20 protein-coding genes and 1 pseudogene are annotated in these 22,822 nt (G+C 71.5%); 11 read left to right on the top strand and 10 right to left on the bottom strand.

What is annotated here, in order from left to right; genetic code table 11:
- The first annotated feature begins 44 nt into the window (after positions 1 to 44).
- Complete coding sequence (locus B4N89_RS01045; RefSeq protein ID WP_235618872.1) at positions 45 to 725, top strand: class I SAM-dependent methyltransferase; 681 nt, start codon at positions 45 to 47, stop codon at positions 723 to 725.
- Between the two features lie 17 nt (positions 726 to 742).
- On the opposite strand, the gene B4N89_RS01040 is transcribed toward B4N89_RS01045, so the two are convergent.
- The 6 genes from B4N89_RS01040 to B4N89_RS01015 form a co-directional block, all read right to left on the bottom strand.
- Positions 743 to 1,702 carry a hypothetical protein gene (locus B4N89_RS01040; protein ID WP_078973978.1) on the bottom strand — a complete coding sequence of 320 codons (960 nt, stop codon included), beginning with the start codon at positions 1,700 to 1,702 and terminating at the stop codon, positions 743 to 745.
- Positions 1,699 to 2,991 carry an MFS transporter gene (locus B4N89_RS01035; protein ID WP_078973977.1) on the bottom strand — a complete coding sequence of 431 codons (1,293 nt, stop codon included), beginning with the start codon at positions 2,989 to 2,991 and terminating at the stop codon, positions 1,699 to 1,701. The genes B4N89_RS01040 and B4N89_RS01035 overlap by 4 nt, the downstream gene beginning before the upstream one ends.
- A 29-nt stretch (positions 2,992 to 3,020) precedes the next feature.
- Positions 3,021 to 4,667 carry a discoidin domain-containing protein gene (locus B4N89_RS01030; protein WP_101896962.1) on the bottom strand — a complete coding sequence of 549 codons (1,647 nt, stop codon included), beginning with the start codon at positions 4,665 to 4,667 and terminating at the stop codon, positions 3,021 to 3,023.
- A gap of 248 nt (positions 4,668 to 4,915) precedes the next feature.
- Positions 4,916 to 5,197: a hypothetical protein gene (locus tag B4N89_RS01025; protein WP_078973975.1), complete on the bottom strand. Its 282-nt coding sequence runs from the start codon at positions 5,195 to 5,197 to the stop codon at positions 4,916 to 4,918.
- A complete protein-coding gene (locus B4N89_RS01020) occupies positions 5,194 to 5,835 on the bottom strand; it encodes a sigma-70 family RNA polymerase sigma factor (protein WP_078979028.1) in 642 nt (213 codons plus the stop codon). Before B4N89_RS01020 ends, B4N89_RS01025 begins: the two co-directional genes overlap by 4 nt.
- Positions 5,832 to 7,406, bottom strand: a complete 1,575-nt coding sequence (locus B4N89_RS01015; RefSeq protein WP_078973974.1) for a sodium:solute symporter family protein — start codon at positions 7,404 to 7,406, stop codon at positions 5,832 to 5,834. Before B4N89_RS01015 ends, B4N89_RS01020 begins: the two co-directional genes overlap by 4 nt.
- Positions 7,407 to 7,517: 111 nt before the next feature.
- Here B4N89_RS01015 and B4N89_RS52950 point away from each other — a divergent pair, with 111 nt between their 5' ends.
- From B4N89_RS52950 to B4N89_RS51140, 8 genes and pseudogenes are all read left to right on the top strand, one after another.
- Positions 7,518 to 7,835 (top strand): DUF3311 domain-containing protein, encoded by a 318-nt coding sequence (locus B4N89_RS52950; RefSeq protein WP_078973973.1) that lies wholly within the window; start codon positions 7,518 to 7,520, stop codon positions 7,833 to 7,835.
- A gap of 149 nt (positions 7,836 to 7,984) precedes the next feature.
- A complete protein-coding gene (locus B4N89_RS01005) occupies positions 7,985 to 10,099 on the top strand; it encodes a carbon starvation CstA family protein (RefSeq protein ID WP_201260947.1) in 2,115 nt (704 codons plus the stop codon).
- A 50-nt stretch (positions 10,100 to 10,149) separates the two neighbouring features.
- Positions 10,150 to 10,311, top strand: coding sequence for a CstA-like transporter-associated (seleno)protein (locus tag B4N89_RS01000; protein ID WP_201260770.1), 162 nt, complete (start codon positions 10,150 to 10,152; stop codon positions 10,309 to 10,311).
- A 232-nt stretch (positions 10,312 to 10,543) separates the two neighbouring features.
- Positions 10,544 to 11,074, top strand: coding sequence for a nuclear transport factor 2 family protein (locus B4N89_RS53285; RefSeq protein ID WP_143657795.1), 531 nt, complete (start codon positions 10,544 to 10,546; stop codon positions 11,072 to 11,074).
- The gene (locus B4N89_RS00995) at positions 10,999 to 11,616 is read left to right on the top strand and encodes a TetR family transcriptional regulator (protein WP_078973970.1); all 618 of its coding nucleotides are present in this window, start codon (positions 10,999 to 11,001) and stop codon (positions 11,614 to 11,616) included. Before B4N89_RS53285 ends, B4N89_RS00995 begins: the two co-directional genes overlap by 76 nt.
- A gap of 257 nt (positions 11,617 to 11,873) precedes the next feature.
- Entirely contained in the window at positions 11,874 to 13,544 is a 1,671-nt protein-coding gene (locus B4N89_RS00990) for an N-acyl-D-amino-acid deacylase family protein (protein WP_078973969.1), read from the top strand.
- A gap of 331 nt (positions 13,545 to 13,875) precedes the next feature.
- A complete protein-coding gene (locus B4N89_RS00985) occupies positions 13,876 to 14,493 on the top strand; it encodes a TOPRIM nucleotidyl transferase/hydrolase domain-containing protein (RefSeq protein ID WP_078973968.1) in 618 nt (205 codons plus the stop codon).
- Positions 14,494 to 14,514: 21 nt separating this feature from the next.
- Positions 14,515 to 14,661 (top strand): annotated as a pseudogene (locus B4N89_RS51140) (VOC family protein); the annotation flags it as partial.
- Positions 14,662 to 14,753: 92 nt separating this feature from the next.
- On the opposite strand, the gene B4N89_RS00975 reads toward B4N89_RS51140, so the two are convergent.
- The 4 genes from B4N89_RS00975 to B4N89_RS00960 form a co-directional block, all read right to left on the bottom strand.
- A complete protein-coding gene (locus B4N89_RS00975; RefSeq protein WP_078979027.1) occupies positions 14,754 to 15,596 on the bottom strand; it encodes a carbohydrate-binding protein in 843 nt (280 codons plus the stop codon).
- Positions 15,597 to 15,848: 252 nt separating this feature from the next.
- Positions 15,849 to 17,030, bottom strand: a complete 1,182-nt coding sequence (locus tag B4N89_RS00970; protein ID WP_078973967.1) for a zinc-dependent alcohol dehydrogenase — start codon at positions 17,028 to 17,030, stop codon at positions 15,849 to 15,851.
- A gap of 170 nt (positions 17,031 to 17,200) precedes the next feature.
- On the bottom strand, positions 17,201 to 18,130 hold the full coding sequence (locus tag B4N89_RS00965; RefSeq protein WP_235618417.1) for an SDR family NAD(P)-dependent oxidoreductase: 930 nt from the start codon (positions 18,128 to 18,130) through the stop codon (positions 17,201 to 17,203).
- Positions 18,131 to 18,343: 213 nt separating this feature from the next.
- Entirely contained in the window at positions 18,344 to 19,216 is an 873-nt protein-coding gene (locus B4N89_RS00960) for an SDR family oxidoreductase (RefSeq protein WP_201260769.1), read from the bottom strand.
- Positions 19,217 to 19,602: 386 nt separating this feature from the next.
- Between B4N89_RS00960 and B4N89_RS00955 the strand changes: the two genes are divergently transcribed.
- Together B4N89_RS00955 and B4N89_RS00950 are read left to right on the top strand one after the other, a co-directional pair.
- Complete coding sequence (locus B4N89_RS00955; protein WP_078973965.1) at positions 19,603 to 21,861, top strand: catalase; 2,259 nt, start codon at positions 19,603 to 19,605, stop codon at positions 21,859 to 21,861.
- Positions 21,862 to 22,106: 245 nt separating this feature from the next.
- A complete protein-coding gene (locus B4N89_RS00950; RefSeq protein WP_078973964.1) occupies positions 22,107 to 22,418 on the top strand; it encodes a chaplin in 312 nt (103 codons plus the stop codon).
- Positions 22,419 to 22,822: the final 404 nt, after the last annotated feature.

Below are 22,822 nucleotides of genomic sequence, written 5' to 3'. Positions count from 1 at the left end.
GCGGCCGAAAGGCCGTTCGGGGAAGGGGATCGGTCGTGGCGCGTATTCGTGAGGGATTTCGCGGCGAGGGGCCCGGGGCGTTCACGCCGGACGGGTGTGCCGTGGAGATGTACGGGATCCTGCCGGTGCGCGAGGAGCCGGACATGATCGCGCTCGGGGCTCGGGACGGAGCCCGCACACTGCTCGAGCTCGGATGCGGGGCCGGGCGGGTGACCCATGCCATGGTCGAGCGCGGGTGGGAGGTGACGGCGGTGGACGAGTCGCCGGAAATGCTCGATCGGGTGCGCGGCGCCGAGACCGTGTTGTCCACGATCGAGGAGCTGCGACTCGACGAGCGTTTCGACGTCGTGTTGCTGGGCTCCTACCTCGTGCACCAGGCCGAGGCCGAGGCTCGCAAGGCGATGCTCGACACCTGTCGCAGGCATGTGGCGGCCGACGGGGTGGTGCTGATCCAGCGCGAAGGCCGGGACTGGCACGACGAGTTGCCCCGGGTCAACGAACACCCCCGGGGCGCCGTGCGCATCCTCGCCGCCGAACCGATCGGCAACGGGGTCAACGCGATGCGGATCGAGTACGAGTTCGACGGCATGCGCTGGGCGCACGAGTTCCGCTCCCGGCCGCTCACGGACCCGGAGTTCGTGGCGATCCTCGCCGAGTCCGACCTGATGGTGGACGCCTACCTGGACGAACACCGGACCTGGGCGCGGGTGTTGCCGGCGTCGTGACCGACCCCGGCCACCCGTCAGCGCACCAGTGTCGGTGACGCCCCCTTCGTGACGAGCAGGCGCGGGGCGCCCGTACCGTCGGCCGGGACGGCGTACACGTTGCGGTCCCGGCCGTACATCACGGTGTTGTCGTCGAGCCAGGCGGCCTGGTCGTCGACGTTCGCGTGTTCGGCCAACGGGGTTTCGCGCATCGTGGCCAGGTCCAGGACGTGCAGCCGCCAGGTGGACTTGCCGGAGCGCTTCTTGAAGGCGATGCGGGTGCCGTCCGGGGACAGGGACGGGCATTCGACACCGTCGCGGATGGTGTGCGCCTCCCAGTTGGCGTAGTCGCCCTCGACCAGATAGGTGTGGCCCTTCGTGCCGACCGTGGCGTAGAAGCGGTTGTCGTCGGCGGCGAAGGTGACGCCCCAATAGTTGACGTCGGCGGAGTGGTAGGGCTTGCCGTCCACGGTCAACGGGATGGCCTCGATGTTGATCAGCGTGTAGTCGGTGCGGGTGTCCAGGATGCCGGTCCAGGTGGAGAAGCCGGTCTTGTTGTACGACTCGCCGGTGACGAACACCGTCCACGACACCATGTTCCCGCTCGCGGACACCCGGGCCCGGCTGGGGGTGCCGGCGAGTTCGATGCGGCGCTTGACGTTGGTGTTCGCGTCGACGATCAACGCGTCGGTGCCGGGCAGCGGGCCGCCCCGGGTCTGGAGGCAGACGCCGGTGCCCGCGCCGACGGCGAAACGTTCGCAGCGCAGGCCGCTGTCGACGCGGGCGGCGGCGGGGGTGTCCAGGCCGGTGTCGGCCACGGTGCGGTGTCCGCCGGCGCGGTTGGTGTCGACGAACACCAACCGTCCGCGTGCGGTGAGGTCGAGCGGTCGCCGTTCGACCGTCGCCTCCTCGTTGCGGTCGGCCGCGAAGGTCGAGTAGCCGACCGCCACACCGACCAGGACCAACAGCCCCAGGGCCAGGGCGAGCGCGCGCTTCATCCGGTCACCTCCGGGTCGAGCGGGGCCGACGGCAGCAGCCGCCGGGCCAGGAGCAGGCAGCCGGCCAGTCCGGCGCCCATGGCGTACAGCGCGGGGCCCGCGCCCCACAGGGTCCAGGCCGCGCCGAAGACCACCGAGGACAACAGCCGGGCACCGGCCTGTCCGGTCTGCAGCAGGGCCAGCCCGCTGGTCCGCAGATGCACCGGCAACAGCGGCCCGGCCGCGGCCATCAGCACACCGTCGGTGGCCGCGTAGAACAGGCCCTGAAGGCCGAGCACGAGGAGCAGCACCGCCCACCGCGACGCGGTCCCGGACGCGTGTCCGCCGGTGGGCGCGGCGGCGACCAGGTAGGCGGCGAGCAGCGCGAGGTGGCCGCCGAGGAAGACCCGGAAGCGGCCCACGCGGTCGGCGAGCCGGCCGATCGGCACGGCGAGCAACAGGAACGCCCCGGCGGTGCCCAGCGGCAGCAGCGGGAAGTAGCGCAGCGGGATGTCGAATCCGCGTTGCAGGACGAGGTAGACGAACGTGTCGCCGACGGTGAGCAGGCCGAGCAGCGCGGCGGCCACGCAGGTGCGGCGGAACGGCGCCAGGCGCAGCAGGCCGAACGCGGCCCGGAGCGAGGCCGAGCGCCGAGGCGGCGCCGGTTCGCGATGGTCGCGGACGTACAGCATCAACAGCAGCACGCCGAACGTGGCGACGCAGAAGGAGACCACGAACACCGCGTCGTAGGCGTCGTGGGTGGTCCACAACACGGCGAACGCGGCGAGCGGGCCGAGGAAGGCGCCGACGGTGTCCATCGCGCGATGCACGCCGAACGCCCGGCCCAGGTGCGGGGTCGGCGTGCTCAACGTGATCAGCGCGTCGCGTGGCGCGGTGCGCAGACCCTTGCCGGTACGGTCCGCCGCCAGGACCAGGCCGAGCCCGGCGACGGAGGAACCGACCAGCGGCAGGCCGAGTTTGCACACGGCGGACAGTCCGTACCCGGTGCCCGCGACCAGTTTGCGGCGCCGGGTGCGGTCGGCGATCTGGCCGCCGAGCAGGCGGACCATGGCGGTGACGCCGAACCAGCCGCCGTCCAGGAGGCCGTATTGCAGCGGGCTCAGCCCCAGGGTCAGGACGAGGTAGGTGGGCAGTACGGCGGTGACCATCTCGGCGGAGATGTCGGTGACCAGGCTGACGGTGCCGAGGGCGAGCACGTTGGCCGGGACGTTGCGGGTGAATCCCCGCGACGTCCCGACCGCCGTGCGCCCACCGGCCTGATCCGCGCGCCGGGTGGCGGCGATGTACACGGGCGATCCTCCGAGGCCGGGCGGATGGGTCAGTGGCAGGTGACCGGACCGAAGGAGTCGAGTTGGGTGCCGTCGTAGCGGACGAGTTGGCCGGAGTAGGTGCCGTCGGTGAGGGTCAGCTTCAGCACGGCGGGCGAACCGGTCACCCGCTTCTCGCTGTTGGGCTGCGGGGATTCGAAGTCGTAGGGATCGGCGCCGCCGGTGCCGACGAGCAGTTCACGCACGCCGGCGGGGTCGGCCTTGGCCTTGGCGTTTTGCGGCGAGTAGCGCTCGTACAGGTGGTCGTGCCCGTTCAGGATCAGGTCGGCGTGCGCGTCGTAGAGCACCTGCCACGCGGTCTGGCTGACCTTGTCCGCCTGCGGGCCGGAACTGTACAGCGGCCTGTGCCAGTAGGCGGCCACGCAACCTTGCGTGTTGTTCGCCAAATCGGCCTTGAGCCACTTGATCTGCGCCGAGGTCGAGGACATGGACTGTTCGGTGTCGAGGGCGATGAAGTGCCAGCCGCCACGGTTCCAGCTGTACCAGGTGGTGCCGTCGGGGGTGGCTCGGTCGCCGAAGTATGCCTTGTATCCGGCTTCCGGGGTGCTGTCGTCGGCCTCGTGGTTGCCCGGCGAGGGCCGGGTCTTGGCCTTGAACCGGCCCCAGGTGGTGTCGTAGTACTTGCGGTAGTCGGACAGGCTGCCGGTGTCGTATTGGTTGTCCCCCAGGGTGATCACCTCGTCCGGGTTGATCGCCTCGACCCGGCGTGCGGTCTGCTGGGCGCCGCACTCCTGGCTCGCGGTGCAGCCCGGGTCGGAGATGTCCCCGGCCGCGACCACGGTGAAGGACGAACTCCCGGCCTGGGGCGTGCCGATCACCGCCGCGCTGGGCGCGGAGAGGTTGCCGGCCGCGTCCTTGGCGCGGATCGTGTAGGAGTAGGAGACGCCCGTGGTCAGGCCGGTGTCGGTGTAGGTGGTGCCGACGCTGGTGCCGACCGCGACGCCGTCGCGCAGGATGTCGTATCCGGTCACGCCGACGTTGTCGGTGGAGGCGGTCCAGCCCAGCGAGACGCCGGTGGGCGTGGTGCCGGTGACCTTGGGCGAGGTGGGTGCGCTCGGTGCGGTGGTGTCGGGGCCGCTCGTGCCGCCGAACACCTCGAACTCCCAGAGGGAGTAGCCGTAGTCGGTGCCGCGCGACGTGGCGTACACACGCACGTGGCGGCCGTGGGTGGCCAGGGAACCGACGTCGTCGGTACCGCCGTCGCCGGCCGAGGTCGAGTAGACCTTGGTCCAGGACGCGCCGTCGGGCGAGACCTCGATGCGGTAGGCCTTGGCGTAGGCGTCCTCCCAGCTCAGCCGCACCCGGGAGATCGGGACGTCGGAGCCGAGATCGACGCTCAGCCACTGGGCGCCGGATCCCTCCTTGCTCGCCCAACGGGTGTCGGACTTTCCGTCGACGGCCTTGGCCGCGCCGTAGGAGGAGCTTTCCGTCGAGGAGGTGGTGGCGGGTTTGCCGCGCGAGAGCAACACCTCGGCGGCGGAAGCGGTTTCGCCGAACGTGAGCACGGCGGCGAGCAGGGCCAGGACCGCCGCGATCGCGGAGAGTCCGCGGGCACGAGAGGGCCTGGGCAGGGCGTGTCGGAAGGCCCGGGATGGCGGCCTTCGGCGGGTGGGGCGCAGGGCTTGGGGCAGGTGCACGTCGTCCTCCGGTGGTGAGGAGCCGATCGTCGTCGAGCCTGAACCGGGCAGGGTGGTGCGCTCGTTCGGGCCGGAACACGACGCGGGTGCGCCGTCGTGGGGTGCCGACGCGGGCTCCGGCCCGACCGTCGGCCCGACGATCCCAAGGTGCCGCGCGCCGCGTCAATACTTGTTAGGAAACTTTACTAACAAGACTTCGGTCGGTCGCGAGCCGGCGACGGATCGTCTGCTCGCGCGCCGGATACCGGCTACGGGGACGGCGGTTGGTGGGGGACGGGCCCCGGGCCGGTGGGGGCGTGGTTGAGGACCAGCAGGCCCAGGACGACGGCCAGGGCGAAGACGACGACGATCAGGCTCGCCAGGATCAGCCGACGGCGGCGCTCGCGGCGCTGCCAGTCGCCGTGTGCGGCGCGATACGCGTCGGGGGCCGGGCGCACCTCGCCGGCCAGCGTCTCCAGGGCCTCGCGCAGGAGGTGCTCGGTGTCGGGCGAATCGGCCGTACGGCCGTCGGCGCCGGGGGAGTTGCTCATCGCCGTACCTCCATCGCGTGCGTGAGCGCGGCCAGCCCACGCGCGGTGTGCGTCTTGACCGAGCCGACCGAGATGCCCATGGTCGCCGCGATCTCCTTCTCCTTCAGGCACAACCAGTGGCGCAGCACCAATGCCTCGCGCTGGCGGGCGGGCAGGGCGCGCAGTGCGCGGATCAGCGCCCGCTGGTCGTCGCGCAGCAGGGCCGAGGTCTCCGCCGAGGCCACCGTGTCGATCCGGTCCTCGACGTGTCGGCGGACGACCTGGAGGTGGCGTATTCGCATCCGGGTCAGGTTGCAGACCACCGACCGCAGATAGGCCGCGGCGGCTTCGGGGGTGCGCAGTTTCCGGTACTTGCGGTAGATCTCGTAGTAGGCCTCGGCCACGATGTTCTCCGGGTCGTCCGCGCCGAGGAGCGTGGCGAGCCGGAGCATCGAGGGGTAGTGCAGGTCGAACAGGCGCGCCACCTGGACCTCACGATCCGACCCGGCCGGATCCGCGACCGGTTGGGTCGAGGGGGCCGGTCGGGTCGAAGCGCCCGGTTGCGCCGAGGCGACGGGAGGCGCCGAGGGTGCGGCCTCCCGCGCCGGGACGTGCGCCGGCGGCGCGGCGTCGGAGGTCTCGCGCCGGATACGTTTCACGAACCGTTCGCCCCCTTCCCCGGGGCCCGCCACAGGGCCGAACGTACGGCCAAGCGCGCGGGCAGCGCCGTGGTGTCCGCGCCGCGCGCCGCGCCGAACCGGTCGTACACCCCGGTCAGGACCAGGGTGACCGCGAGGTTGAGCGCAAGGGCCCCGAGCCCCGCGTACACCTGCCCGCCGTGACCGCCCACCTCGACGCGCACCAGCGAGACGAAGCCCTCCCGGACCACCGCGACGGTGCCGGCCAGCATGCCGACCGCCCAGCCGACGAGCAGCGCCCGATGATGCAGGCGCCGGGTGAACAGGCCGATCACCACGGCCGGGAAGATCTGCAGGATCCATACCCCGCCGAGCAGTTGCAGGTTGATCGCGGCCTGGTCGCGCAGCCCGAAGACGAACGCCACCGCGCCCGCCTTCGCGGTCAGCGACACCGCCTGCGCCACCCGGGTCTGCCGCTTGGGGGTGGCGGTGGGTTGGAAGTACGCGACGTAGACGTTGCGGGTGAACGAGGTCGCCGCCGCGATCGACATCACCGCCGCCGGCACCAGCGCGCCCACGATGATCGCGCCGAAGACCAGCCCGGCCGGGAAGGCCGGCAACAGCCGGTCCACCAGCAGCGGAACCGCCGCCTCGGCGGCACCCGGCGGCGCGTCCACCGCCATCGCCAGCGCGGCGATGCCCAGCACCCCGAACATCGCGAGCACCGCCGTCCAGGCGGGCAGCACCACGCACACCCGGCGCAGCGTGCGCGGACCGGCGGCGGCGAAACCGGCGGTCAGCACGTGCGGGTACAGCAGCAGGGCCAGTGCCGAACCGAGCGCCAGGGTGGCGAACCCGCCCTGCTGATGCGGACTCAGCACCAACGAGGCATCACCCGGACCCGACCGGGCCAGCCGCCGATCGGCCGCCTCGAACATCGGCCCGGGACCGCCGAACCGGGCCAGCACGAACCCCACCGCCACCGCGGCGGAAACGAACACGGCCGGCCCCTTCAGCGCCGAAATCACCGTCGGCGCCCGCAAACCGTGCCGGTAGGTGGCGATCGCCAGCCCGGCGAACAGCGCCACCATCGCCGCGTCCCCGGCCACCCCGCGCGCCTGCAACCCGGCCGCCGCGAGCACCGCGCGGATGCCCAGGACCTGCAGGGCCAGGTACGGCATCGTGGCCAGGATCCCGGTCGACGCGACCACCAGGGCCAACGCCGGCGAGCCGTACCGGCCCCGGACGAAGTCCGCCACCGTCACATAGCCGTGTTGCCGGGCCACCGCCCACAACCGGGGCAGCAGTACGAAGGCCAGCGGGCAGACGATCACCGTGTACGGCAGCGCGAAGAACGCGCTCGCCCCGCGCCCGTACACCTGGCCCGGCACGGCGGTGAAGGTGTACGCGGTGAAGATCGTGCCGCCGAGCAGGAACCAGGTCCACACCGGGCCCAGGCCGCGATCGGCCAGCGCCCACCGCTCCAGTGACGGCAGGTCGTCGTTGCGGTGCAGCCTCGGGGCGGTCACGGCCAGTAGCGACGCGCCGCCGACGACGATCAGGAAGGCCGCGGTCGTGGCCCCGTCGATCATCCGTCACCGTCCGCCTCGGCACGTGGGCGCCCTGCCCACAGGTTGCGCGAGCGTACCGGACCGGGGATCGGCGACCGCGCGCGAATCCGCCGGACATCGGCTGTCAACCGAATGGCCGGTCCGCGCAACTCTTCCACAGACCGACGATCCGTCGGCCGCGGTATCGACCACAGGAGGCGACATGACCGGGGAGAACCCCCGCGCGCCGTCGGACGCACCGGCGCGACCCGCCGGATCGCGGCCGGCGCCCTCCTCGCGGCACCGGTCACGGCGCTGCTGTGGGTGCCCTGGTACGCGCGTCGGGGACCGGAGTTGGCCGGTGTCCCGTTCTTCTACTGGTATCAGCTCGTCTGGGTACCCGGCTGCGCGATCGCCATGTTCTGCGCCCATCTGCTGCTCCGCCGCCGCCCCGACCGGGACCACTCCTGACCCGGTCCGGCGTCGCCGCCGGCTCGTTCGCCCGTCCCTCCCCCGCTCGAACAGGAGTACGCGTGTCCGCCACCGAGACCCGCAGCCCCCGCCCGGACGACTCCGACGACCCCAACGACTCCGGCAGTTCCGCATACAACGCCAGGACCATCCTGATCTGGACCGTCGTCGCCCTGATCGGGGCGGCCGGCTGGGGCGTGGTCGCGCTGGCCCGCGGCGAGGAGATCTCGGCCGTCTGGCTGATCTTCGCCGCGGTCGCCTCGTACGCGATCGCCTATCGCTTCTACTCGCGCTTCATCGCCCGCCGGGTCCTGGAGCCCGACGACACCCGCGCCACCCCGGCCGAACGCCTCGACGACGGCGTGGACTACCAACCCACCGACCACCGGGTCCTGTTCGGCCACCACTTCGCCGCGATCGCCGGCGCCGGCCCGCTGGTGGGCCCGGTGCTCGCCGCGCAGATGGGCTACCTGCCCGGCACCATCTGGATCGTCGTGGGGGTGATCTTCGCCGGTGCCGTGCAGGACATGGTCGTGCTGTTCCTGTCGATGCGTCGGGACGGGAAGAGCCTGGGCCAGATGGCCCGCGAGGAGATCGGCCGGGTCGGCGGCGCGGCGGCGCTGATCGCGGTGTTCGCGATCATGATCATCCTGCTCGCGGTGCTGGCCCTGGTCGTGGTCAACGCGCTGGCCGACTCGCCCTGGGGGACCTTCTCGGTCACGTTGACCGTGCCGATCGCGCTGTTCATGGGCGTGTACCTGCGCTACCTGCGCCCGGGGCGGGTCCTGGAGACCAGCGTCATCGGGGTGGCGCTGCTGCTGGCCGCGATCGTCGGCGGCGGGCGGATCGAGGACACCGCGCTCGGCGACGCGTTCACCTGGAGCCCGACCACACTGGTGTTCTGCCTGATCGGCTACGGCTTCGTCGCCTCTGTGCTGCCGGTGTGGCTGCTGCTCGCCCCGCGCGACTACCTGTCCACATTCATGAAGGTGGGCACGATCGTGCTGCTGGCGATCGGCGTGCTCGTGGCCGCGCCGACCATGAAGACGGACGCGGTCAGCCCGTTCGCCGGCTCCGGCTCCGGGCCGGTGTTCGCCGGGACGATGTTCCCGTTCCTGTTCATCACCATCGCCTGCGGCGCGCTCTCCGGATTCCACGCGCTGGTCGCCTCCGGCACCACGCCGAAGTTGATCCGCAAGGAGTCGCAGTTCCGGATGATCGGCTACGGCGCGATGCTGATGGAGTCGTTCGTCGCGATCATGGCGCTGATCGCCGCGTGTGTGATCGACCCGGGCCTGTACTACGCGATGAACGCGCCGGCCGGCGTGCTCGGCGCCACCGCGGAGAGCGCGTCCCACGCGGTCGCCGGTCTCGGCTTCACGATCACCCCCGACGACCTGCGCGCGGCGGCGCACGCGGTCGAGGAGAAGACCCTGATCGCCCGCTCCGGCGGGGCGCCCACGCTCGCCGTCGGGATGTCGGAGATCTTCGCCGACGTGTTCGGCGGCTCGGGGATGAAGGCGTTCTGGTACCACTTCGCGATCATGTTCGAGGCGCTGTTCATCCTGACCACGGTGGACGCCGGCACCCGAGTCGGCCGGTTCATGCTCCAGGACATGCTCGGCAACGTCTGGAAGCCGATCGGCCGGGTCGACTGGAAGCCCGGCATCTGGATCACCAGCGCCGCGGTGGTCGGCCTGTGGGGCTACTTCCTGTACGCCGGCGCCACCGACCCGCTCGGCGGGATCAACCAGCTCTTCCCGCTCTTCGGCATCGCGAACCAACTGCTGGCGGCCGTCGCGCTCACCGTCGCCACCACCGTGCTGATCAAGTCCGGGAAGCTGCGCTGGGCCTGGGTCACCGGCATCCCGCTGGCCTGGGACGTCGCGGTGACGTACACCGCCGGCCTGGAGAAGATCTTCTCCGACGACCCCCGGATCGGCTTCTTCGCGCAACGCGACCGCTACGCCGACGCGATCGACGCGGGCAAGGTGCTCGGCCCGGCCAAGAACATGGACGACATGCACACGGTGGTGCTGAACTCCACCGTCGACGGCGTGCTGATCGCGATCTTCCTGGTGCTGATCGCGGTGGTGATGGCCAACGCGGCGGTGGTGTGCGTGCGGGCGATCCGCGCCGGGGGATCGCTGCCCACCACCGAGACGCCGTGGGTCGAGTCCACCCTGGACCTCGGGGCGGACGGCGCGGCCGGGGGTCGGGCCCTCGCCGGCGCCGGGGCCGGGGACGCGGCGGGACGCTCGTGACGCAGAGGGCGCGGGGTCTTCGGCACGCGCCCGGGCGGGTGTTCGGGTGGGTGCGGTGGTACCTGCGGGAGATCTCCGGCGACGCGGACTACGAGCGGCACTGCCGGCGACACCTGCGGGAGCATCCGGACCGCCCGGCGCCGACCCGACGCGAGTACGAGTCCTGGCGGACCCGCCGACGGGAGGAGCGGCCGCAGACACGCTGCTGCTGAGGCGCCCACGGTGGTGAGAGGGCGGTGTCGACACGCGTCGACGCCGCCCTTTCGGGTGTGCGAGCCGGCTCCGGCGAGGAAAATTCGTCCGAATCGATGCGCTTCCGTGCCTGTTGCACCTGTGACCGATGTACGCGACATGTGAACGTTCGTCGCGAGCGGGCACGTTCGACCTCGCCGACGGGTCGTGGTGTGGGACTCGCGCTGCGTCCCGGGCTCGCCGGAGGAGCCGATGACGGGCGAGGAGTGGCGTTCCACCTGGCCGTACCCGCACACCGCCGCCGAGGTGGAGGGCGACCACTGCACGATGACCGACCCGCGATATCCGCAACCCGACTCCGTCGACCATCTCGACGCGCGGTTCCTGGTACACCGGGCCGCGAACCAGGATCTCGTCGCCGCGTACAGCCTGCTCTACGACGCGGGCGACTACACCGGACTCGGCGACCTGTTCAGCGAGGACGCGACGTACGCGTTCACTCCCGCGCCCGAGGCGCGGGCCCGGCCCGGGTCGTGCGGGTTTTGTCGGCGGTCCCCGCTCGGTCGTGACCGGCGAGTGTTACGCGCCGCCGAACAGTCGATGTCGGCTGTGCGTCTCCCGTCGCGGCCCCGGGCCGGTCGTGGTTGCGTACCATCTCCGGGGGTCGGCGGGCGGCGCCGGGCCACGAGCGACAGGGGTGCGGCGACATGGACGGACCGGCGGGGGAGACGAAGGCACCCACGGGCCTGCGCGAGCGCAAGAAGGCGCGCACCCGGCAGGTGATCTCCACGGTCGCGTTCGACCTGTTCGAGGACCAGGGCTTCGAACAGACCACCGTCGACATGATCTGCCGCCGCGCCGACGTGGCCCACCGCACCTTCTTCCGCTACTTCCCGACGAAGGAATCGCTGCTGTTCGGCTGGGACTTCGGCGATCTCATCCTGAACGCCTTCGCCGCCGCCCCCGCCGACCTCGACCTGATCCCCGCCCTCGAACACGCGATGACGGTCAGCCAGGGCAACTTCGAGGACCACGCCGAACAAACCGCCCGCCGACACGCGCTGCGCCGCCGCTTTTTGGGCGTGCGCTCGGTACACGACCACGGCGTGGCCCTGATCGACACGGTCGCCCACCGCATCGTCACCATCGCCGCCACCCGCCTCGGGGTCGACCCGGCCGTGGACCTGCGCCCCCACGCGCTCGGCGCCCTGGTCGCGGCGATGACCCGCCGCCGGGTGATCGACGGCATCGACCCGGGCCCGATGCACGAGTGGGCGGACGCCTTCCGCGCCCTGCTCCCGACGCCGGCCACGCCCACCGACTGACACACCGCGCGGGCGCGCCGGTGCGTAGGTTGGTCACCGTCGCCGGACCGGCCATCGCATCGATCCACCCGGCCGATCCGGAAACCGCCGATGCCTCCGCACCGCCGGGTGGTGACGGGTCTTCGTCCGCACGGACACATCTTCGGCACGTCACTCGTGTACGGATCCGAGGCTCCGGACCGGACCGCGGGCGATACTCGGGAAACGTCGGGGAGCCTCGGGGAGGCGGCGGGTTCCCCATACCCGAGAGGTTCCACATGCAGCCCGATACGCAACCCGACGCGACCGTCGCGGCACCTGTGAACGAGTACGCCGCCGACCGGCTCGTCGACCTCGTCGTGCGTGCCGGTTCCCTCGTCGACGGCAGCGGATCCCCCGCGTACGACGGCGACCTCGCGATCGACGGCGGGCGGATCGTCGCGATCGGTGACATCGGCGCCGTCGCGGGGCGTGACGAGATCGACGCACAGGGCTGTGTGGTGTGCCCGGGCTTCGTCAACGTGCTGAGCCACGCCTACTTCACCCTCCAACAGGACCCCCGCGGCCTGTCCGACCTGTACCAGGGCGTGACCACCCAGATCTTCGGCGAGGGCGTCTCGCTCGGCCCGGTGACCGAGGCGATGACCGAGCCCATGATCGAACTCTTCGGGGCACTTCCCGAGGGCGCCCGCGCCGCCTGGCCGCGCCTGCGCGACTTCCTGACGCACCTCGAATCGACGGGCGTCGGCCAGAACGTCGCCAGTTTCGTCGGCGCCGACAACCTGCGGATGTCCGTCGCCGGCACCGAGGGCCGCCCGCTCGACGACGACGAACTCGCCCGCGCGTGCGCCCTGCTCGACCGGGAGTTGGCGGACGGCGCGCTCGGCGTCGGCTCGGCCCTGATCTACCCGCCGGGAACCTACGCCGACACCTGTGAACTCACCGCCTACGCCCGGGTGTTGGCCCGGCACGACGCGCTGTACATCTCACACCTGCGCAACGAGGGCGACCGCCTCCTGGAGGCCGTCGACGAACTCCTCGACATCGCCCGGGACTCCGGCGCCCGCGCCGAGATCTATCACCTCAAGACCGCCGGCCGGGACAACCGACCCAAGATGCGCCAAGTGCTGGAGCGGATCGAGTCCGCCCGGGCGGCCGGCATCGAGGTCACCGCCGACATCTACCCCTACGCCGCCGGCAGCACCCTGCTGGCCTCCGCCATCCCCCCGCCGTTCCACCTCGGCGGCGCCGACCGGCTCCGGGAGCGCCTGGGCAACCCCGCCGATCGCGCGACCATCACGGCCGCGATCCGCGACGGCGGCGACTGGGAAAGCCTGTGGCGGATGAGCGGCGGCGCCCCCGGCGTCGTGGTCCTGTCCCACCATCCGGACATCGACGTCCCGGCCGGATCCACCATCGCCGACATCGCCGAGGCCCGAGGCGACGCCGACCCGATCACCACCCTCCTCGACATCGTCGTGGCCGCCCCGCACGCCGACGCCGCCTACTTCATCGGCGACGAGGACAACACCCGGCTGGCGTTCGCCCACGACTGGGTCTCGGTCGGCTCGGACTCCGACGCCCCCGCCGCCGACGAACGTTTCGCCGACCACCCGGTCCACCCCCGGGCCTTCGGCACCTTCGCCCGCGTGCTCGGCCGCTACGCCCGGGACGAGGCCATCGTCACCCCGGAGGAGGCCATCCGCCGAATGACCTCCCTGCCCGCCTCAAACCTGCGCCTACGCGACCGCGGCCTCCTCGCCCCCGGCGCGTACGCCGACGTGGCGATCTTCCGCCTTGCCGACGTCACCGACACGGCCACCTACGCCAACCCCAAGAGCTACGCCCGAGGCATGCGCCACGTCCTGATCAACGGCATCCCGGCACTTCGCGACGGCACCCCCACCAACGCCCTCCCCGGCCGAGCCCTCCACCGCAACAACCCCTGACCCGCCCAGAACCCGCCGCAGGTCGTCCAGCCGATCCGAACCCCGGAGCCGGACGCGTCACCACCGCCCTCCCCGACGACACCCGCCAGGAAGCCCAAGTCCTTCGACGACCCGACGAGTTGTGGGTGACGAAGGTTCACGAACCCGGATCGCCTGGGGTGCCGGAGGCTCGGTGCGAGGGAAGACCGCAGGTCAGGGCTGTGACAAGTGTTTCGAGTGCCTCGGGATCCGGTTTGGGGTCTCACCGGACGGTTTCGGTCTCCGGCGGGTTGCGGAGTGCGTCGGATGGAATCCGGGTGCCGCGTCAGGACGCGCGGGGGAGAATCCCCGCATGGCGGATATGGGTGCGTTTCGGGATGCGGTCACAGGCTGGGTGGCAGGCGGCTCCGGGGAGTCGGCGGGGGAGTTGGCCGAGGAACTGGGGGTGCGGACGGCGGTGCTGCTGGAAGGCCCGAGCGATGTCGCGGCCGTCGAAACCCTCGCCGCGCTCGGTGGCCGCGACCTCGCCTCCGAGGGGGTGTGCGTCCTGGCGATGGGCGGCGCAATGAGCATCGGCCGCTACGCCGGCCTCCTGGGGTCGCCGGGATTGCGCCTACGCCTGGTCGGACTGTGCGACGAGGCCGAGAAGCCCTTCTACGATCGCGGCTTCGACCGCGTACACGCCTCTCGTGCCGGGCTGTTCGTGTGTACGGCCGACCTCGAGGACGAACTCGTCCGCGCCCTCGGCGTGCCACGGATCGAGGAGATCATCCACTCCGAGGGCGACCTCCGAGCCTGGCAGACCTTCGTACGCCAACCCGCCCAACAAAACCGGCTCCCACCCCAACGCATGCGCCGCTTCCTCGGCACCAAGAAGGGCCGCAAAATCCGCTACGCCCACCTGCTGACCAGGGCCCTCACCCCCACCCGGATCCCCGCGCCCCTCACCGACCTATTGGAAAGCCTGTAAAACCCGACGGCCGGCCGCCCGATGGACTGCACGGACGCGAAACTACTCGGCGACTTCTGGAAAACGGCACTGGGTTACATCGACGAGCCGCCGCCCGCTCCGTTCGAAACCCGCGAGGAGTGGCACGCGAGTTTCGACCTGCCGGAGGACGACTCGGTGGACGACGGGGAAAAGCTCCCGTGCGTCCGGGGTTTCGCCGTTCGGCGCCGGCCGGTCCCGGGATGTGGGCCGGGGCCGGCCGGGGTCGGGTTTGGCGGGGGTCAGAGGCGTCGCCACAGGAACGTGTAGTTCGGTGGTTCCCAGCCGGGGCGGGACAGGTGGGCCACGAGGCAGCGGTAGGTCGCGCCGCCGTAGGTGACCTGGTCGCCCACGGCGTAGTTCGTACCGGCCTTCCAGGGGCGGCCGGTGGGCGGGGTCGTCGGCGGCGTGCCGTTGATGTTCAGCACGAAGTCGAACGACGCCTCGCGCCCCGAGCCCACCTGACGAACCGTCATGAGCAGGCGGGGGTCGAAGATGGTGTCGGTGTTGTTGCGCGGTTCGTTCGGGAAGTACGTCTGGGTGGTGAGGATCGGCTTGTTCGGCGCCTGGACCTTCACGTGAAGGTGTCGGGTGCGGCCCGGGTACAGGCCGGGCACGATCGTGGTGAGCGTGTACGCGCCCTGCGCGTTGGTGAACTGGTGGCCGCGGAAGGTGTATCCGACGTTGTCGTACTCGCCGTTGGTGTCCGCCTGCCAGAAGTCCAGCAGCACGTTGGCCAGTGGTTGGCACTGCCGGCCGAAGACGAAGCCGGTCACGGTGAGGGGGATGCCCGGGGTGCTCGACGTCGCGAGTACCGTGCGCAGCGGCGAATTGGGCTTGAAGTACGGCCCCTCGGTCTGCTCGATGGTGGGCGCGTCGCCGTCATGGCAGAACGGCGTCGGCTCCAGGTCGGCACCCGAGTCGCGGGCCGAGCGGGCCAGTGCGGGGACGCCGCCGATCAGGAACGGCAGCGGCGCCGCCACGAGCGCGGCCTTCAACAGGTTCTTCCGGGTGATGCCGCGCGACGCGGTGTCCTCCGGTCCTTCGCTGTACGGCTTGTCGATGTCCGTGTCGTCGATGTCCACGTCGACCTTCCTCGTCGGCGGCGGGCACGGGCGCGTCGGTTCCACGGCGTCGACTTCCACCGACACCGGACAAGGTCACCGCCCGCGATCGGTTCGAACCTATGCGTGCCGATCGGGTGGGTCGATGCACAGAACACAGCCGTCGTAGTACTTTGCGCGGATGTCCTCGCGCCGGTCTCCCGACGTGGTGATCGTCGATGCGCACATGCCGGCGCCGGAGCGGTCCGACGCGCGGCACACGGCCGGGACCGGTTATGGGCGCAGGAGCACCTTCACGGTGCCGTCCTGCTTCTTCTGGAAGCGCTCGTAGGCTCCGGGCGCGTCGGCGAGGGGGATCCGGTGGGTGGCGAAGTCGTCGGTACCCAGCGGGTCGTCGTCGCCGAGCAGGGGGAGGAGGTCGGGGACCCAGCGGTGCACGTTGGCCTGCCCCATGCGCAGTTGGATCTGCTTGTCGAACATGGTCAGCAGGGGCATCGGGTCGGCCATGCCGCCGTAGACCCCGGACAGCGAGATCGTGCCGCCGCGGCGCACGATCGCGATGGCCGCGTGGAGCGCGCTGAGCCGGTCGACGCCGGTGGTGCGCATCAGCTTCGCGGCGACCGCGTCCGGCAGCAGTCCGGTCACCTGCTGGGCGAACTTGGCCACGGGCGCGCCGTGCGCCTCCATCCCGACCGCGTCGATCACCGCGTCGGGGCCGCGTCCGCCGGTGAGGTCGCGGACGGCCTCGGCGATGTCGTCGTGCGCGTTCCAGTCCAGTACGGTCACGCCGCGTTCGTGCGCGCGGCGCAGTCGCTCGGGGACCAGGTCGATGCCGATGACGGTTCCGGCGCCGCGATGCAGGGCGATGCGGCAGGCCATGTCGCCGATCGGCCCCAGGCCCAGGACGGCCACGCTGCCGCCGGGTGGGACGGCCGCGTATTCCACGGCCTGCCAGGCGGTGGGCAGTACGTCCGACAGGTACACGAAACGGTCGTCCGGCGGCCCGTCGGGAACCTTGACGGGGAGCCGGTTGCCGAACGGCACCCGAAGGAACTCCGCCTGCCCGCCGGGAACTTGCCCGTACAACTTGGTGTAGCCGAACAACGATCCACCCATCCCGTACTCGTGCACCCGGGTGGTCTCGCACTGTGAGTGCAGGCCCTGACCGCAGGTGTGGCAGTCGCCGCACGAGACATTGAACGGAACCACCACACGATCGCCCGGCCGCAGCTCCGTGACGCCCGGGCCGACCTCCTCGACGATGCCCATGGGCTCGTGTCCCAGGATGTCGCCCTCGGTCAGGAAGGGCCCCAGGACCTCGTACAGGTGCAGGTCCGAGCCACAAATCCCGGAGGAGGTGACCTTGACGATCACATCGTCCGGATCCTTGATCACGGGGTCGGGCACGGTGTCCACGCGGACGTCGCGGCGGCCGTGCCAGGTCAGTGCCTTCATAACGATGAGCTCCCTGTCCTCGCGACCCCCGAAGCGGGGGCCGCAGGTGGCGGAGCGTGGGCGGCCTCGGCCCACGCGGGCGTGGCATGCTTCCGCTTACCGGCGGACGCCCTCGCAAACCCGGTCCGGCGCATCCGCCGGGTGCACACCCGGCACGCGTCCGGCGTCGTTCAGGACGTGCCGGGCTCGTTCCAACGGTGCGCGGCCCGTTCGCCCAGTGCCGCGACACGGTCGGTCCACGGGGTTCCCTTCGCGTGCTCGCTCGACCCCGACGTCTCGCGCGACGTCGCCGAGGAATCCGCCGAGGGCAACAGCCGCGCGGCGAGGGAGAGCACCCGGGTCGTGGTCGCCGGGGCGAGTCCGTGGGCGCGGACGGCCACCTTGGCCACCGCCGTCAACACCAGTTCCGGCCTGCGCCGGATCCCGGCGCGGACGATCAGCCGCGCCGCCCGCTCCGCGTCCATCGACACCAGGGGCAGCGACGCGGCGGCGGCGAACCAGGCGTACTCGCGCGAACGCCGTCCCGTGAAGCGCGCGGCCCGATGCGAGCCCGTACGCATGAGTCCGGGCACCGCGGTGGTCACGCTGACGCCCGAACCGGCCAGTTCGGCACGCAGGCCCTCGGAGAACCCCGTCGCGGCGAACTTCGCGCAGTCGTAGGGCAGCAGATGGGGCGCCGCGATCCGGCCGCCGATCGAGGTCACGTTGATCACCCTGCCGTCGCCGCGCTCGCGCATCCCCGGCAACACCGCCAGGGTCAGCCGTACCGGTGCCATGAACATGACCTCGATCGCCCGGCGGAAGGCGTCCACGTCCAGCGTCGCGAGGGGGCCCACGGTGATGATCCCGGCGTTGTTGACCAGGACCTCCACCGGGCCGTGCCGCTTCGTCACCGCCGCGACCAGGGCGTCGACGGCCTGTGCGTCGCTCAGATCGCATTGTTCCCAGGCCACCGAGCGGCCGGTGTCGTCGCGGATGAGCGCCGCGGCGCGAACGAGCTCCTCCTCGTCCCGGGCGCAGATCGTCACCCGCGCCCCCAGCCGGGCGAACTCGCGCGCGATCAGCAGGCCCAGACCGCGCGAGCCCCCCGTGACCAGCACGGTTCGCCCCCACACATCCGCCCGCGAACGAGTCCGCAGGCGCCTTCCGGTACCGGTTTGTGGGGTGTCGGTCACGACATGTCCCTTCCTCGGGCGGTGGCCGCTCCGTGCGGACCCGATACGCGTGCGCCCCCGACGGCACTGCCGACACCGCTGCCCACGCGGGCGCCCGACAATCACCGCACCGGACGCAGCCGTCCCTCGTCGGCCGCCTCAGCCGGGAAGGGTTTCGCCGCCGATCGGGGCCAGGACCTCGCCCGAGTAGTAGCCGGAGAGGCGACCGGAGGCGAAGAAGACGTAGGACGGGGCGATCTCGTCGGGATGTGCGGCGCGTCCCATGGGCGTCTGCTGCCCGAACGAGGCGACCTTTTCCGGCGGGAACGTGGCCGGGATGAGCGGGGTCCAGACCGGTCCGGGGGCGACGGCGTTGACCCGGATGCCGCGTTCCTGGAAGGACTGGGCCAGCGAATAGGTGAGCGCCAGGATCGCGCCCTTGGTCGCGGAATAGTCGATCAGGGTCTTGTTCCCGCGCAGACCGTTGATCGACGACGTGTTGATCACGCTGCCACCCGACGGGAGGTGCGCGAGCGCGGCCTTGGTGGTCCAGAAGAAGCTGTGGATGTTCACCCGGAACGTGTACTCCCATTGGGCGCTGTCGAGGTGCTCGAGGTCGTCGACCGGGTTCTGCGTGCCGCAGTTGTTGACGAGGATGTCGAGCCCGCCGAGTTCGGTCGCGGCGTGCTCGACCATCACCCGGCAGTTGTCCTCGATCGACAGGTCGGCGCGGTGGACCACGCACCTGCGCCCCGCCGCCTCCACGAGCCGGCGCGTGTGCGCGGCGTCCCGGTCCTCCTGGTCGGACAGGTACGCGATGGCGACGTCGGCGCCCTCCTTGGCGAACGCGACGGCCACCGCGCGCCCGATACCCGAGTCGCCGCCGGTGATCAGCGCGCGTTTCCCGTCGAGGAGCCCGCTGCCCCGGTAGTCGGCCATCTCGTCCCGGGGAGGCGGCGCCATCTCCTCGGTCGTACCCGGGGCACTCTGCTGCTGCGGGGGCGGGGGAGTCTCCTCGGACGGTGTACTCATCGCGGGTCCTTTCGCGGGTCGATGACACGGTGGCCGGGCCACCGCCGTCGCCGGTGCGGGATCGGGCCGCTACCCGCGGTTCTCGGGTGCATGCCCCTCCCGACGCGCGGGGCCGCGGGCCGAGCATGCGTGCGCGCGTGGCGCGGCGCGCGGCGAGACTCCGGCGGGCTCCCCCTCGATCGGACGCGGGGCCCGGCGCCACGCCGAGGAGGGCGATTGGATCCGCGGCGCGCGGGTAGCGCGGAGGTCACGACCGATTCGGCCCCGTCCGCGTCGGAGGCATCCGGCCCGAAAGGAGTTCCGCCGGTCGGCACTTGTGCACCGCTCCGGAACTCCTGATCTCCCATAACCCCCGTCTTCGGAAACCCCGTCTCCCCGGAGGAAGCATGGCCAAGTCCGAGCCCGCGAGCCGCAAGCCCGACCCCGCCGGCGTCATCCCCGGCAGTCCCGGCAGCGAACCGGCCCCGCTCGACGAGCCGACCCGGCCGCATGAGCCCCTTCCGCCCAAGCCGGACCAGAGCGGCCCGGACACGGTGAGCCCGACCGGACAGCCCACGGGCGCGGACCAGGCGACAGTGGCGCAGGGTGGCGCGTACCTGACCACCGCCCAGGGACTGCGCCTGCCGGACACCGATCACTCGCTCAAGGCCGGCCCGCGCGGACCGGTCCTGCTCCAGGACCACCATCTGCGGGAGAAGATCACCCACTTCGACCACGAACGCATCCCCGAGCGCGTCGTGCACGCCAGGGGCGCCGCGGCCCACGGCGTGTTCGTCGGCTACGGCAACGCGGCGAACGTGACCAAGGCGGCATTCCTCGACAAGGACGTCGAGACGCCGGTGTTCGTGCGCTTCTCCACCGTGCTGGGCTCGCGCGGCTCCGCCGACACGGTGCGGGACACGAGGGGATTCGCGACCAAGTTCTACACCACCGAGGGCGTCTTCGACCTGGTCGGCAACAACATCCCCGTGTTCTTCATCCAGGACGCGATCAAGTTCCCGGACATCATCCACGCCGGGAAGCCGCATCCCGATCGGGAGATCCCGCAGGCCCAGAGCGCCCACGACACCTTCTGGGACTTCGTGTCGCTGCACACCGAGGCCACCCACCACACCATCTGGAACATGTCCGACCGCGCCATCCCGCGCTCGTTCCGCACGATGGAGGGTTTCGGGATCCATACCTTCCGGCTCGTGGCCGCGGACGGCGGCACGACGCTGGTGAAGTTCCACTGGAAGCCGAAGGCGGGCGTGCACTCCCTGGTGTGGGAGGAGGCGCAGCTCATCAGCGGGATGGATCCCGACTTCCACCGGCGCGACCTCGCCGACGCGATCGAGGCCGGGGCGTTCCCGCAGTGGGAGTTGGGCATCCAAACCTTCCCCGACACCGCCGACCAGACGTTCGAGGGCATCGACCTGCTCGACCCCACCAAGATCGTGCCCGAGGAACTCGCGCCCGTGCGGCCGATCGGCCTGCTCACCCTCAACGCCAACCCGAGCAACTACTTCGCCGAGACGGAACAGGTCGCGTTCCACCCCGGCCATCTCGTCCCGGGCATCGACGTCACCGACGACCCACTGCTCGCGGGCCGGTTGTTCTCCTACCTCGACACGCAGATCAGCAGGCTCGGCGGGCCCAACTTCGCGCAGATCCCGATCAACCGGCCGCACGCCCCGGTCAACGACATGCTCCGGGACGGCCTGCACCAGGACGCCGTACACAGCGGCGTCGCCCCCTACCGGCCGAACTCGCTGGACGGCGGCTGCCCGTTCACGGCCGGCGCCGACCTCGGCGGCTACGTCGAGGTACCGGTCCCGCTGCCGGCGGCGACCAAGGTCCGCGAGGCGCCCGCGTCCTTCGCCGACCACACGAGCCAGCCCCGGCTGTTCTGGCTCAGCCTGACCCCGATCGAACGCGAACACGTCACCGCCGCCTACACGTTCGAGCTCGGCAAGTGCCACGAACCGGCGATCAAGGAGCGCAACCTGCGCGTCCTGGCCGACATCGACCCGGTGCTGTGCGCCCGGGTCGCGGAGGGCCTGGGGCTGCCGGCTCCCGCGCCCTCCGAGCCGCTGCCCTCGGTCCAGCCCAGCCCCGCGCTGTCCCAGATCCGCGGGACGTGGCCGGTCGACGGCCGCGTGATCGGCATCGTCGCCGGTCTCACCGCGGACCTGGACGGTGTACGCGCGGTGCGGCAGGCGGTGTTCGACGCCGGCATGGTGCCGCTGGTCATCGCTCCCACCGGAGGCGAACTCGGCGCCGACGGCGACGCCGCGCCCATCCCCGTCCAGCGCACCTTCACCACCGCGCGTTCCGTCGAGTTCGACGCGATCCTGCTCGCGGGCACCCCCGCGCCGGGCAAGGACGCGTACGGCGCGCGGGACGCCAAGGCGGGCAACGGCACGCCCGCGTCGGCCACCGACCCGCGCATCGTGCTCATGCTCGCCGAGGCATACCGCCACGCCAAGCCCATCGGCGGCTGGGCGGGCAGCGAGGACTGCCTGACGGCGGCCGGCATCCCGACCGACTCCCCGGGAGTGATCCTGGCCGAGGAAGCGGGCGGCGTCCTGGCCGACGTGGTCGAACTCCTGGGCGCGCACCGGGTGTGGGAGCGTTTCCCCGCCGCCGCGGCCGACGCCGGCTGATCGTCGGCGTTTCGAAGGGGGAGCCGCCGCGCGCGCGGACGAGGTGACGGTTCGGGGCCCGTGCGAACCGGCCCTCGCCGCGGCGGAACCCCCTTCGGAACCGGTCGGCGATCCACGGCCAGGGCGGGTCCCGACGTGGCGAATGGATGATCCGTCGCGCGTGGCCGCACCCATTGGCCATCGGTGTCGTTGGTCCGGGGGCAGGGCTTCGCGAGAGGCGGAGCCCGCGAGGAACGGGAGTGTGTGTGAGCACGTTCAAGAAGGTCAGCGTGTTGATGGCCGGCAGCGCGGCCGTGGTGCTGGCGGGCGCGGGCGCGGCCCACGCCGAGGCCGAGTCGAACGGCGCGGCCGTCGACTCTCCCGGTGTGATCTCCGGCAACAACATCCAGGTGCCGATCCACATCCCGGTCAACCTGTGCGGGAACACGATCGACGTGATCGCCGTCCTGAACCCGGCGTTCGGCAACGTCTGCCTGAACGTCGACGACAGCGACGACGACCACGGCAAGCACCACGGCGAGCAGCACGCGCCGCAGCACGGCGACCACCGGGGCTGACCCCACCGATTCGGCCGTTCCTCCACGTCCGAGCATCACGGCGCCAAGCAGATCCGGCCCTCGCGAGCATCCCGCGAGGGCCGGACCTCGTTCCCGGCCACGACCGCGCCGGTCGCAGACCTCGGCGATGGCGTGACGCGCACGGGGTCGTCACGATCTGCGCCGGGCGGCCCGCTCGGTGTTCAGGTCGACCGCTGGTCGGCCACCCGGGCGAGATTGCGCAACATCTTGCGGTTGCGCAGATGCAGGAGGGCTTCGCCCGGGGCCCATGGAAACGGGCGGCCGGTCCGCGCAGCGGGTGCTCGTCCACCAGGACCACGGTGTCGGTGTCCCACGGCAGTAGTTCGATGCCGATCCGCGCCGTCCCCAGCGGCGAGGCCACGGCCTCCAGTTCCAGACGGCTG

This window comes from Embleya scabrispora, from assembly GCF_002024165.1.
Classification (GTDB): Bacteria; Actinomycetota; Actinomycetes; order Streptomycetales; family Streptomycetaceae; genus Embleya; species Embleya scabrispora_A.
The sequence above is the reverse complement of the archived record's forward strand: the minus strand, read 5'-3'. Positions and strand labels throughout refer to the sequence as shown.

Excerpts from the sequence above, each read along its gene's own strand:
- B4N89_RS01040 (WP_078973978.1), bottom strand. The coding sequence starts at position 1,702 with ATGAAGCGCGCGCTCGCCCTGGCCCTGGGGCTGTTGGTCCTGGTCGGT.
- B4N89_RS01025 (WP_078973975.1), bottom strand. The coding sequence starts at position 5,197 with ATGAGCAACTCCCCCGGCGCCGACGGCCGTACGGCCGATTCGCCCGAC.
- B4N89_RS01015 (WP_078973974.1), bottom strand. The coding sequence starts at position 7,406 with ATGATCGACGGGGCCACGACCGCGGCCTTCCTGATCGTCGTCGGCGGC.
- B4N89_RS52950 (WP_078973973.1), top strand. The coding sequence starts at position 7,518 with ATGGCCGGTCCGCGCAACTCTTCCACAGACCGACGATCCGTCGGCCGC.
- B4N89_RS53285 (WP_143657795.1), top strand. The coding sequence starts at position 10,544 with ATGACGGGCGAGGAGTGGCGTTCCACCTGGCCGTACCCGCACACCGCC.
- B4N89_RS00995 (WP_078973970.1), top strand. The coding sequence starts at position 10,999 with ATGGACGGACCGGCGGGGGAGACGAAGGCACCCACGGGCCTGCGCGAG.
- B4N89_RS00990 (WP_078973969.1), top strand. The coding sequence starts at position 11,874 with ATGCAGCCCGATACGCAACCCGACGCGACCGTCGCGGCACCTGTGAAC.
- B4N89_RS00985 (WP_078973968.1), top strand. The coding sequence starts at position 13,876 with ATGGCGGATATGGGTGCGTTTCGGGATGCGGTCACAGGCTGGGTGGCA.
- B4N89_RS00970 (WP_078973967.1), bottom strand. The coding sequence starts at position 17,030 with ATGAAGGCACTGACCTGGCACGGCCGCCGCGACGTCCGCGTGGACACC.
- B4N89_RS00960 (WP_201260769.1), bottom strand. The coding sequence starts at position 19,216 with ATGAGTACACCGTCCGAGGAGACTCCCCCGCCCCCGCAGCAGCAGAGT.
- B4N89_RS00955 (WP_078973965.1), top strand. The coding sequence starts at position 19,603 with ATGGCCAAGTCCGAGCCCGCGAGCCGCAAGCCCGACCCCGCCGGCGTC.